This window comes from Streptomyces sp. NPDC090108 (assembly GCF_044747185.1).
GTDB lineage: Bacteria > Actinomycetota > Actinomycetes > Streptomycetales > Streptomycetaceae > Streptomyces.
Window position 1 is genome coordinate 1,093,843 of the sequence record NZ_JBIVDQ010000002.1, and the last position, 11,542, is coordinate 1,105,384.

Sequence of the window (11,542 nt, forward strand, 5' to 3'; positions counted from 1 at the left end):
GAAAGGGAGCGGACATGCGGGGTGCGACACCGGCCTCAGACGGCGTCGCTGCGCTCGGTCCCCTCGTCGCGGCGCGCGTCGTCGTGCGCCTCGCGACGAGGGCTGTCGGCGGACGAGCCCAGCAGTTCGTCGAAGAGCGCGCGATAGTGCACCATCGCGCCGCGCAGCTCCTCCGTGGTCGCACGGCCGTCCGCGCTGCGCAGCCGCACTCCGTGCGCGTCCCGGTAGTGCTCCAGAGTCCGGGCGTGCTCCACGGACAGGTCCTTGAGCCGCTGCTCGAAGCCCTCCGTGGGGTAGCCCATGTCCTTCATCAGCCGGGTGACCAGGCTGTCCGCTTCGCCGACGCTCCGGCCGGGATCGTCGACGAAACGTCCCTGGGTCGTCTGCCACTCGGCGGCGTACCGCTCGCGGTCCTTCTCGGGCAGGGGCCTGATGTCGAGTTCCTGATGGCGCTTCTCACGGGAGCGCAGTTCACGTTCGGCCGACATGCGGCCGTCGCCGGATCCCACGGCTCGGTCGTACTCCGGTCCGAACCGCTCGCGCAGGTGGCGGCGCCGCGTCAGGAGCCACACTCCGGCGGCGATCAGGATCAGGATGACCGCAAGGGGAACAATGATGGCGACAAGGGTTTCGGTGGTGGTCATCGGACCTCCCGGTGTTCCCGCTCCGAGTACCCCCTGGGCCGTGCGGTAGGCGTCGGGCCGACGGGCGGTAGGCGCCGGGCCGACGGCGGCCGCTGGCGGGCGGATGTTCCCGGGCCCGCCGGGGGCCCGCACCGGCCGCTCCCGCAGGCCGCGGCTCACACCAACGCGCCCCCGCCCGCGGGTGGTTGAAGCCCGGTGTCCTCCCGTGGGCGCGGCCGGACCGCGTCTCGTAGGATGGCGCGCCGGTGACGGACGTGACTCTCGGGGGGACGCACGTGGAACGACCGGACGACCGCATTCCCTCGGCCCTGCGCTTCACCACGGAACTCGTCGCCTGGGTCGCCGCACCGTGGGCCCTGGCCTCCTGGTCGTGGCCGCTCGCCCTCCTGTCGGTGGTGGTCCTCATCGGGCTGCCGACCGTCTTCTCCACCCCGGGGGACAAGGCGCGGGTGATCGTCCCCGTCCCGGGTGCCGTGACGATCCTGATCGTGCTGCTCCAGCTCGTCGCCGCCGTGACCGCCGCCTGGGCGGCTTGGCCCCCGTACGTCGCCGCTCTCGTCGCGGTCCTGGCGGCCGCCACCGTCGTGACCGAACGCCGGCGGTGGCGATGGCTGCTCTCCCCTGACCGGCGAACGGCCGCGGCTCAGGCATCGGCATCGGCATCGGCTTAGGCATCGGCGTCGACTTGGGCATCGGCGTCGGTTTCCGCTTCCGCTTCCGCTTCCGCTTCGCGAGGCTGGGCGAGGCGCTCTCCGGGACTCCGGCGGCGCCCGCGTGACGGTCGCGTGCGCGGTGTGCGGGTTCCGTGGTGGTGCCGGGGTTGTCGCGCGGCCTCTTGGGCGAGGCCCGTCAGGAACCTCCCGCCCCGGTGGGGCGGGTGTCATGCTGGGGGGCATGACTGAGGGGGATGCGGTGGCCCGGTCGGGCGTACGGGTCAGGCTGGACGGCAGAGCGAACGCGGACGACGTCACCGCGCTGAAGGCGTGGCTGGAGCGGGAGAACCCGCTCGCGGAGCGGATACGCGCGCAGACGCTCCTCGTGGAGGAGCGCACCCGCACGGACGGGCCCCAGGAGCACATGGGGTTCGGAACGGAGATCGTGCTCGTGGTCGTCGGGTCGGCGACGACGGCAGCGGTCACCGAACTCCTCGGCTATGTCGAGCGGGCGGTACGGGCCTGGCTGGAGAACCGGCGCAGGGTGGAGAGCGGGGCGGCGCCCCGGGCGAGGATCGAGCCGCTGGACTCCGGCGAGGAGTAGTCCGGTGAGCCGCTACGACCCGCGCGGTAAGGCCAACCGGGCTCTGCTGGTCGGTGTGTCCGAGTACGACTACACCCTCTCGGAGACGCCGGACGGCGTGCCGGGACAGCTCCCGGCCGTCCACCACAACCGGAACCGGCTCAGAAGGGCGTTACGCGCGCTCGCGGTGTTCGGCGAGGGGGAGGTGGCCGACAGCCCGTCGCCGTCCCACGACCAGTTCGACGAGGCGCTCCGCCGTGCCGCCCAGGAGGCGGAAGGACTGCTCCTCTTCTACTTCGCCGGGCACGGCATCGTCTCCAACTCGGGGGCCGACCTCTTCCTCCAGATGCGCAACGCGCGCGTACTGGCCGGCCGGCACGACGTGTTCCCCAACGCGCCCTCCTTCGTCCACGTGCTGACCGAACTCGCCGGCAGCAGGGCCGAGCGGGTCGTGGTGATCCTCGACTGCTGCTACGCGGGGAACGCGGCCGGAATCTGGCAGCGCTTCCAGGGCCCCGGCAGGGAGAAGATCCTGCTGCTGATGAGCGTGCAGTCCAACCGCCTCATCGGCGTGGGCGACGGCGGCGGGGCGACCCCCTTCACCGCGGAACTCGTCCGGCTCCTCGACCAGCACCGGCGGGACAGGGACGAGTTGTGGCTCTCGGGCCTCCACACCGAACTCAAGCGGGCGATGCTCGCGGCGGCCCACCTCACCGCCTTCGGCGACGTGCAGGAACCGCAGGCGGCATGGGACCCGGGCGAGGACGTCCTGCTGCGGGGCGGCACGCGAACAGACGGTGCCGGGCGCGGCGGCACGGGGTCCGGTCACGGTGACACCGGTGGCGGCCACGGCGACCTCGGTGCCGGAACCGGGGTCGGGAGCGGAACCGGAACCGGAACCGGTGACGGCAGCGACGGCCGTCGCGGTGTCAACCGTACGGACGGCCACGGCACGGCCGGATCCCGCGCCGACCACGGCGGCACGGCGGGCAGCCGTACGGACAGCGGGCGGGGCGACGCCTCCCGCCCCCGCGGACGGGCCGAACCCGATCCGCCGCCGCCCCGGCTCCACGGCCGGCGGACACCCGCCCCGCTCCGCACGGGCCTCAGGGACGCCGCCGCCCGGCTCCGGCGCGCCCTCGCCCGGTTCCGCGGCCGCCCGCGCGCCCTCGCCGCCGTGTTGCTTGCCCTCGGCGTCACCGCTCTCGGGAGTTACGGCATCGTCACCCTGACCGCCGGCCACGGCACCTGCCTGCCGCCCCTGGAACTGCGGGTGATGACCGACCCCGACCTGGAGTCCACCGTGCGTGCCGCCTCGGACGCCTATCTGACCTCCGGCGCGAACACCACCGGCGCGGGCTGCCGTCGTACCGGTGTCACCGTCTTCAGCGCGGGCGCTGCGGACGCGGTGACCGCGCTGGGACAGCGGAGCGAGGCCTGGCAGGACCCGGGAGGGGACGACGACCCGCAGCGGGACGTCGGGCCGCAGCCGGACGTGTGGATCCCCGCGGCCCGTGCGGACGTCGCCCGGGTCGACGCCGTACGGCGGGCCGGCTCGAAGGTCCGGTTGACGCCGGACAAGGAGGCGTTCGCCTTCTCGCCGGTCGTCCTGGCGGTTCCGCAGGAGCTCGGCGGCAAGGGCGACGCGCGCCGGGCGGGCCGCACGCTGGTGGAGCTGATCGACGGCCTGCGCGAGGCGGACCCCGGTGCGGACGTACGGCGTACCGACCCCGAGTACACGGACGCGGCGCTGCTCGCGACGATGGGCCTGTACAGCGGCTCGGGCGAGGCCCGCGCCGGCGAGCAGCGCCTCGCCCGGTCCGGACCCCCCGCGCCGACGGCGGCCACCCTGCTCTGCACGCTGCCCGACGACGACGCCGTCGACAACCGCACCGCGGCGCTGGTCCCGGAGTTCCTGCTCAAGAGCGGGGTCGGCTGCGACCGGGCGACACGTGCCCCGCGCACGGCGGACTACCCGGACGACGTCCCCGGCCTGGAACCGGTGTTCGTGCGGGTGCGCTGGACGGACGCCGACCGTGACGCGGAGGCGCGCCGCGACGCGGTGGAGCGCTTCCGCGACTGGCTGACCGGCGAGGGAGGCCTCCAGGTGTTCGGTGAGGACGGCTTCCGCGACACCTCCGCCGAACACCGGCTGCTCGCCGCGAAACCGGCCGACGGTGTGCTGCCGGAACCCGGTGCCCTCCTGGAGTCGGCCGGCCCGACGGGGATGAACACGGCGCTGGAGCAGTACCGCAGCGCCAACGGCCCCGGCAAGGTCCTGTTCCTCCTGGACAGTTCGGGCTCGATGACCGGACTGTGGGACAGCCCCAGCGGAGGCCCCGGCCTCCTGAAACAGTCACTGGGCGGACTCGGCCCCGATGACGAGTACGGCGTCTGGGCCGTGTACGGCACCGGCGGGCGCGGCCACGGCGAACTGCTGCCCTTCGACCGCCACGGCCGGGGCGAGGGCGAGCGGGTCCTCGCCGACCGGAAGAAGACACGGGTCCACGACGACGAGGCCGATCCGCACGCCGCCCTGCTCGCCGCGTTCGACGAGATGACCGCGCGCGGCAGGCACGACGACCGCCCGGAGCTGATCGTCTACCTCACGGACGACGAGGACGACAACCGGCTGACCGGGAAGAACCTCACCCAGGTCCTGGACCGGGCCCACCAGGCCGGTGTGCCCGTCGCCATGGTGTCGCTGGTCAGCGGCGGCTGCGACCGGGGACGCCCCGACGCGCTGATATCCGAGACCAGCGGCGGGCGCTGCCTGGACGCGGGCGACGACCTCGGCACGGGACTGCACGACGAGGTGGCCCGCACGGGAACGGGGGAGGACCGATGACCCTGCGACGACCCCAGGCCGCCGGCCCGGCCCGGTGCCCGAGGCGGACGCGTCACGTCCGCCTCGGGCCGGGTTCACCGGCCGCGCGGTCCCTCCTCGTGCTCCTGGTCCTCACGCTCGCCGCCTGCACCGGCGCCAAGGACAGCGGCGCGGACGGAAAGCCCTCCGGTGCGACGTCCCGCGAGATCGTCGTGGCCAGCGGCCGGGACGTCACCGGGAAGAACGGCATAAGGCAGCGCCTCATCGACGCCTGGAACACCCGGCAGGGCGACTCCGGCTACCACGCCCGCCTGGTGGAGCTGCCCGGCTCCGCCGACGAACAGCGCAGCCAGCTCCTCGGCGCGCTCCAGTCGGGCAGCGCGCGGTACGACGTCATCAACCTCGACGTCACCTGGGTGCCCGAGTTCGCCGCGGCGGGGCTGATCCGCCCACTGCCCGACAGCGCCGTGGAGGACCCCGGCGACCTCGTGCCGTCGGTGGCCGGCACGGCGGACTGGAAGGACGAGCGGTACGCGGTGCCGTTCAACAGCGACGTCGGGCTGCTGTACTACCGGCGCGACTACCTCGGCGCGGCCGGCACCCAGCGCACCGATCTGAGCAAGGGCGTCACCTGGGACGAACTGCGCCAGCTCATCGACGCCGTCAACCACAGGCGGCCCGGCGGCTTCCAGGCGGGCTGGACCACGCAGCTGGGCGGCTACGAGGGACGTACGGTCAACGCCATCGAGGCCTTCGCCTCGGCCGTCGAGGGCTTCCGGCTCACCGACCCCGACGGCCACTACACCGCCTCCGAGCAGGAACTGAGCGAAGGCGTGGCCGAGCTGCGCCGGCGCACGAGCTCGGCGTACACCCTCGACGACGCAGTCCACTCCGACGAGACCACCTCGCTCAGCGACTTCGCCGACGGCCGCACCGCCTTCCTGCGCCACTGGCCGTACGCCTACGGCGCCCTGTACCGGTCGTTCACCGACAAGCAGCTCGGTGTGGCCCCGCTGCCCGGCCGCGCCGTGCTCGGCGGCCAGAACCTCGCGGTGACCAGCGCCTCCCCGCAGACGGCCGAGGCGGCCGACCTGATCCGGTTCCTCACCGGCCGGGACAGTGAACGCTGCCTGCTGGACGCCGGGTTCGCCGCCACCCGCGTCTCCGCCTACGAGGACGACGGTCTCACCTGCTCGCACGCGCGCACCGCCGGCACCCCCTCGGCCTCCCCGACCGGCGAGAGCGGCGACCGCATGCCGCGCGACGCCGCCGGCCGCCCGAAGTACGCGCGCGCCATCCTGCTCCCGGCCCTGCGCCGCGCCGTACAACGGCCGCGCACCCCGCTGTACGGCGCGTTCACCCAGACGTTCACCACCCAGCTGGGCGCACTGTTCGGCGACCACCCGCCGAGCGACGCCGAACTGGCGGCACGTCTGGACACCGCTCTGCGCCGCACGCTCCCCGACTGAACCCCACCGCCGCGCCCCGGACCGGTCTGCCCCGGCCGGACCCGACCCGAGCCGACTCGGCCCGGACCAACCCGACCCGGCCCGGACCAACCCGGTCCGACCCGACCCTGCTTGGACCGACCCGGACCGGCCGCGGCGCATCGGCCCGGCGCGAACCGCGTCTCGCCGCCACGGGCCCGATCCGGCGATCCGGCGATCCGGCGATCCGGCGATCCGGCGATCCGGCGGCCCGCGCGCGAGCGAGCCGCCGGGCCGCGTGACCGCCCGGACGTTACCGTTCCACCGGACGGTTTCCTGGGCGGGGCCGCGGCCCGGACGGCCCCGCGCGACGGACGACGGGAAGGCGCCGTGCCCCGGCCCCCGGAGATCACCGTCAGGAACCGCCGACGGGGGCGTGACCGCCCTGGAGGAACCATGCCCCACGCCCCGCAGCAGCCCGCACCCGTCAAGGGCCTGAACGGCCGCATGCTGATGGCGGCCGTGGTCTCCGCCATCAGCGGACTGCTGTACGGCTACGACACGGGCATCATCTCCGGCGCGCTGCTGCAGATCTCCAAGGAGTTCCGCGTCGGGAACACCATGAAGGAGACGATCGCGGCCGGGATCCTGCTGGGCGCCGTGATCGGGTCTCTGGGCTGCAGCCTGCTCTGCGAGCGCTTCGGCCGGCACCGCACGATCCTGCTGGTCTGCTGCGTGTTCATCGCGGGCAGCCTGACCTGTTCGTTCGCGCCCACCGCCGTCACCCTGGCGCTGGCCCGCGTACTGCTCGGCTTCGCGGTCGGCGGCGCCACCCAGACCGTGCCCATGTACGTGGCCGAGCTGGCCCCGAGGGCCATCCGCGGGCGGCTCGTGCTCTGCTTCCAGCTCGCGATCGGCGTCGGTATCGTGATCGCGACGATCGTGGGCGCGAGCGAGGCGGTGTCCTGGCGGGTCGCGATCGGCGCGGCCGCCGTACCCGCCCTGATCATGTTGCTCGGACAGCTGCGACTGCCCGAGAGTCCGCGCTGGCTGGTCGAGCAGGGCCGCAGGGACGAGGCCGAGCGGGTGCTCGCGGACGTACGGCCCGACGGTTACGACGTCTTCTCCGAGATGGAGGAGATCGTGGCCCTGGCGGGACAGCAGCGGCGGGTCGGGGAGCGGGACCGGGGATGGCGGGGTCTGCGGCAGCCGTGGATCCGGCCGGCGCTGGTGGTCGGCTGCGGCATCGCCGTCTTCACCCAGCTCTCCGGCATCGAGATGATCATCTACTACGCCCCGACGATCCTGACCGACAACGGCTTCCCCACGGCCGACGCGCTGCGCATCAGCGTGGCGCTGGGCGTGACCTACCTGGTGATGATGGTGGTCGGCCTCTGGATCGTGGACAAGGTCGGGCGCCGCCGGCTCACCCTGGTCATGGTGCCCGGCGCGGCCGTCAGCCTGTTCGTGCTGGGGGCCTTCTTCGTCACCGGCCACTCCTCACGCGCCTTCGTGCCCGCCATCGTCGCCTGCCTCGTCACCTTCATGTTCTTCAACGCGGGCGGACTGCAACTGATGGGCTGGCTCACCGGGTCCGAGATCTATCCGCTGACGGTGCGCGCCGCCGCCACCAGCGTGCAGTCCGCCACGCTGTGGAGCACCAACCTGCTCATCACCCTGACGCTGCTGACGATGATCGGCGCCTTCGGCGTGGGCCAGGTGTTCTGGATCTACGGGCTGTTCAACGTCGCGGCGTGGCTGTTCGTGTGGCGCCGCATGCCCGAACTCACCGGGCACAGCCTGGAAGACATCGAGAACCACCTGAAGAAGGGGGAGTTCCACCCCCGCGACTTCGCCCGCGCCTGACCCCGGACACCGGCACCGGCGCCGGCCCGGCGCGGACCGCCCGTGCCAGGAGGTGGTGCGGGGCGTCCTCGCACAGGACCAGGTGCCAGCCGGCCGCGCGCAGCGCGGGGCGCAGGTTCTCCTCGGCCAACGGGTCGTCCGGGTCGAGGTCGTCGCGGCCGTGGCGGGCGGCCCGCTCGGCGCGCCCGGAGGGGTGGAAGAGCAGCAGGACCCCGTCGTGGGCGGTCACCCGGGCCCATTCGCGCAGCGCCGCCGCCGGGTCGGGCACATGGTTGAGCAGGCCCGCGCTGAAGACCCCGTCCACCGCCCCGTCGGGCAGCGGCAGCCGGCACGCGTCGGCCAGGAGCAGGTGGCCGTCCCGCTCCCGCCCTTCGCGTACCGCCGCCGTGAGCATCGCGGGCGTCAGGTCGAGCCCGAGGACGACGCCCTCGTCGCCGACCTGTGCGCGAAGCGCGGGCAGCACCCGGCCGGTTCCGCAGCCCAGATCCACCACGCGCCGGCCGGGGAGCAGCCCCATCCGCCGGGCCGCCGCCGCGTACCGGGGGCCGTCGTCCGCGAACCGGGCGTCCCAGGTGGCCGCCCGCCGGGTGAAGAAGGCGCGGGTGGCGGTCTGTTCGGCCCGCGCCGCGACGAAGGCGGCGAAGCGTCCGAAGACGTCGTCGCGGTGTCTGGCGAGGGCGGCGAGCTCCGTGGCGGCGGACCCCGTGGCGGCGGATCCCGCGGGAGCGGACCCCGCGGAGGCGGCCGCGGCCGCGACGGCTTCCGGGGAGGTGCCGGGAACGGCTTCGGCGCCCGTGTCGCCGACCTCCAGATCGAACCGCAGCCCCCAGGCCGAGCCGCCGATCCGGAACGCCTGCACCGGACCGTGGTCGCACGACGCGAGCGCTGTCGCACCCGCCGGGAGGTCCACCCGGCCGCGGTGCCGGTGAGGCACCCGCAGCTGTGCGGGGAGGGCCGCGAACAGCGGGTCGGCGGGGCCGGCGGCGGTCATCCGCACATCGCCCCAGCCGGTCCCGACGGCTTCGCCGCCGTCCCGGGTGCAGCTCGCTTCGCCGCCGCCCCAGCCGGTCCCGACTGCTTCGCCGCCGTCCCGGACGCCGCTCCCTTCGCTTCGTACGCCGGCAGCCTCGGCTTCCGTGCCGTTCCTGCCGGGCCGTGCGCCGTTCCGGCCGGGCCGCGCACCGGCGCGGGGCGGGGCGACGCCGCCCGCCGCGACCGCCAGCAGATCCGCGCCCAGACACACCCCGAGCACCGGCACCTCGGCCTCCAGCACCGCGCGCAGCAGCGCCAGCTCCGTGTCGCGGCCGGGGAAGTCCTCACCGGCCGACATCGGGCCGCCCAGGACGACCAGCGCCACCATGCCGTCCGCGGTGTCCGGCACCTCGTCGCCCGCCCAGGTACGGCACACCCGTACCGGCAGTCCGGCCGCCTCGAGAGCGGCGCCGAGGGCGTACGGCTCCCGCCGCTGTGCGTGTTCCACGATCTGGATCACGGGCCACCACCTCCGCCGCGCCCGCACCCGGCAGATGGCGCTGAACGCAAATACAGGGACACGGGGCAATCATAGATCGCATCTGCGATTGTATATCCGCCCTCGTCTCGCATATGCGATTCCGCGACCGGAGGTGGCCGCGCCGGGCGGCCGGAGCCGCTCGACCCGGGGCGCCTCTGGTTTACGAGGGCGGCACGACTTCGCAGGTGGCGGATGCGACGGACTCCGCAACGGGCACCGTCCGCGCGGCTAACTTGAACCCGTACGACGGAGATCCGAAAGTCAGGCCCGCAGTCCCCTTTTCGCAAGGAGGAACACCATGAGCTTGAGCATCCGCAACCAGATCCCCGGCACCGTCACCGACATCGCCGCGGGCGAGGCCATGGCGACCGTCAAAGTGCGCCTCGAAGGCGGCCAGGACCTCACCGCCGCGATCACGCTGGACGCGGTGAAGGACCTCGGACTCGCCGAAGGGTCCCCGGTCCGCGCCATGATGAAGGCCACCGAGGTCGCCCTCGCCACCGGCCATGTGCAGGGGGTGTCGATCCGCAACCAGATCCCCGGCACGGTCAGCGACGTCGCCGAGGGCGGGGCGATGGCCGCGGTGAAGGTCCACGTCGACGGGGGAGAGCTCACGGCGGCGATCACCAGGGACGCGGTCACCGATCTCGGTCTGGTGGCGGGCTCGCCGGTCGTCGCGCTGATCAAGTCGACCGAGGTGGCCCTGGCGATCGCGTGACGGCCGGGTGCTCGCTCCGGCGCTGACCGGCCGTCTCCGCCGCGCAGGACGCACGCGGCACGGCCGTCCAGCGCGGCCGCACCTCGGCACGGACGGCCGGGCCGTCTCCGCCGGGGTGCGGGCACCGACGCCGATCCGGCGGCGTCGCAGCCGGGAGACCGCCTGGGTGGCGGGGCCCGTGACCCAGGCGGCGTCGGAGCCGGTAACCGCTCGGGCAGCGGGCCCGTGACCCGGCAGTGCCGACGCCGGGGAACCGCGGCGGCGGCGGGGCCCGTGACCGGGAGTCCGGCTGCGCGCCGTACTGCCCGCCGTACTGCCCGCCGTTCCCGTGCACCAGATGGGTCCCCGGCCTCGGCGGTCCCGCCCGCGAGCACTTAGGCTGCAAAAGAAGGGGCAGCTGTGCCGTTGACGTCTCGCGGAGAGGGGACCCCCTTGGCAGGCAACCGGCAAGGCGCGGCCGAGAGCACCGCCGGCATACCGCACCGCATCCCGCCCGGACAGCACCACGTCCACGGATGGCCCGTCTCGCACTACGGCTCCGTGCCCCGCTTCCGGCCCGAGCGGTGGAACCTGCGCGTCTTCGGCGCCACCGCGGGCGGTGCCGAACGCCAATGGGTCTTCGACGAGCTGACGGCGCTGCCCCACACCACGGTCGTCGCCGACCTGCACTGCGCCACGGGTCCCACCTCCACGGACCACGAGTGGTACGGCGTCCCCGCCCGTACCCTCCTCGAACTCGTCCCGCCCGCGCCCGGCGTCACGCACGTCATGGCCTGGGCGGAGTACGGCTACACGGCCAACCTGCGCCTGGCCGACTTCGACACCCCGGAAACCCTCCTGGCCACCCACCACAACGGCGAACCCCTCACCGCCGAACACGGCTTCCCGCTGCGCCTCGTCGTCCCCCACCTCTTCGGCTACAAGGGGCCCAAGTGGCTGCGCGGCATCGAGTACCTCACCGAGGACCGGCGCGGCTTCTGGGAGGAACGCGGCTACCACAACATCGGCGACCCCTGGCGGGAACAGCGCTACTCCGACCAGGAGGGGCCGGGCGACGGTCCGCTGCCCGGCGCCGCGGCCCTGGCGGACCCGCCGTACCGAGGTCCCTCGATCTGAGCGCGGCTCCTGAGCACCTCCGTCGCGCGTGCTCCCGCGGTCCGGTGCGCAGCATGACCTCGAAGCCCGGCGCGCACGCTCCCGCACCCCGCCGCCGTCCGGGCGGGAACCGCACGACATGCCCGCCGTTGCGCCATTCGTGTGTGACGGTCACACGGTCGGCGGTATGTCGAGTGCCCGAGGAGGCGGTTGACG

Annotated in this window: 9 protein-coding genes; 7 read left to right on the forward strand and 2 right to left on the reverse strand. The window is 73.9% G+C overall.

Features of this window, described 5'->3' with window-relative positions:
- Positions 1 to 35: 35 nt before the first annotated feature.
- Positions 36 to 644 (reverse strand): hypothetical protein, encoded by a 609-nt coding sequence (locus ACIPRD_RS09860; RefSeq protein ID WP_401561697.1) that lies wholly within the window; start codon positions 642 to 644, stop codon positions 36 to 38.
- A gap of 275 nt (positions 645 to 919) precedes the next feature.
- Between ACIPRD_RS09860 and ACIPRD_RS09865 the strand changes: the two genes are divergently transcribed.
- From ACIPRD_RS09865 to ACIPRD_RS09885, 5 genes are all read left to right on the forward strand, one after another.
- On the forward strand, positions 920 to 1,315 hold the full coding sequence (locus tag ACIPRD_RS09865; RefSeq protein WP_356410232.1) for a hypothetical protein: 396 nt from the start codon (positions 920 to 922) through the stop codon (positions 1,313 to 1,315).
- 223 nt (positions 1,316 to 1,538) lie between these two features.
- Positions 1,539 to 1,901, forward strand: a complete 363-nt coding sequence (locus ACIPRD_RS09870) for a hypothetical protein (RefSeq protein ID WP_356410229.1) — start codon at positions 1,539 to 1,541, stop codon at positions 1,899 to 1,901.
- 4 nt (positions 1,902 to 1,905) lie between these two features.
- Positions 1,906 to 4,728, forward strand: coding sequence for a caspase family protein (locus ACIPRD_RS09875; protein ID WP_401561700.1), 2,823 nt, complete (start codon positions 1,906 to 1,908; stop codon positions 4,726 to 4,728).
- Positions 4,725 to 6,176, forward strand: a complete 1,452-nt coding sequence (locus ACIPRD_RS09880; RefSeq protein ID WP_356410222.1) for an extracellular solute-binding protein — start codon at positions 4,725 to 4,727, stop codon at positions 6,174 to 6,176. Before ACIPRD_RS09875 ends, ACIPRD_RS09880 begins: the two co-directional genes overlap by 4 nt.
- 414 nt (positions 6,177 to 6,590) lie before the next feature.
- Positions 6,591 to 8,000, forward strand: coding sequence for a sugar porter family MFS transporter (locus ACIPRD_RS09885; RefSeq protein ID WP_401561703.1), 1,410 nt, complete (start codon positions 6,591 to 6,593; stop codon positions 7,998 to 8,000).
- Here ACIPRD_RS09885 and ACIPRD_RS09890 read toward each other — a convergent pair.
- The gene (locus tag ACIPRD_RS09890) at positions 7,921 to 9,492 is read right to left on the reverse strand and encodes a methyltransferase domain-containing protein (protein WP_401561706.1); all 1,572 of its coding nucleotides are present in this window, start codon (positions 9,490 to 9,492) and stop codon (positions 7,921 to 7,923) included. The two genes, ACIPRD_RS09885 and ACIPRD_RS09890, sit on opposite strands and share 80 nt — an antisense overlap.
- Before the next feature lie 319 nt (positions 9,493 to 9,811).
- Here ACIPRD_RS09890 and ACIPRD_RS09895 point away from each other — a divergent pair, with 319 nt between their 5' ends.
- Together ACIPRD_RS09895 and ACIPRD_RS09900 are read left to right on the forward strand one after the other, a co-directional pair.
- Positions 9,812 to 10,231, forward strand: a complete 420-nt coding sequence (locus tag ACIPRD_RS09895; RefSeq protein ID WP_401561708.1) for a molybdopterin-binding protein — start codon at positions 9,812 to 9,814, stop codon at positions 10,229 to 10,231.
- Positions 10,232 to 10,663: 432 nt separating this feature from the next.
- Complete coding sequence (locus ACIPRD_RS09900) at positions 10,664 to 11,347, forward strand: sulfite oxidase-like oxidoreductase (protein ID WP_401561711.1); 684 nt, start codon at positions 10,664 to 10,666, stop codon at positions 11,345 to 11,347.
- Positions 11,348 to 11,542: the final 195 nt, after the last annotated feature.

Bases quoted from the DNA above. Each gene is read 5' to 3' on its own strand.
- ACIPRD_RS09880 (WP_356410222.1), top strand. From the start codon at position 4,725: ATGACCCTGCGACGACCCCAGGCCGCCGGCCCGGCCCGGTGCCCGAGG.
- ACIPRD_RS09860 (WP_401561697.1), bottom strand. From the start codon at position 644: ATGACCACCACCGAAACCCTTGTCGCCATCATTGTTCCCCTTGCGGTC.
- ACIPRD_RS09895 (WP_401561708.1), top strand. From the start codon at position 9,812: ATGAGCTTGAGCATCCGCAACCAGATCCCCGGCACCGTCACCGACATC.
- ACIPRD_RS09870 (WP_356410229.1), top strand. From the start codon at position 1,539: ATGACTGAGGGGGATGCGGTGGCCCGGTCGGGCGTACGGGTCAGGCTG.
- ACIPRD_RS09885 (WP_401561703.1), top strand. From the start codon at position 6,591: ATGCCCCACGCCCCGCAGCAGCCCGCACCCGTCAAGGGCCTGAACGGC.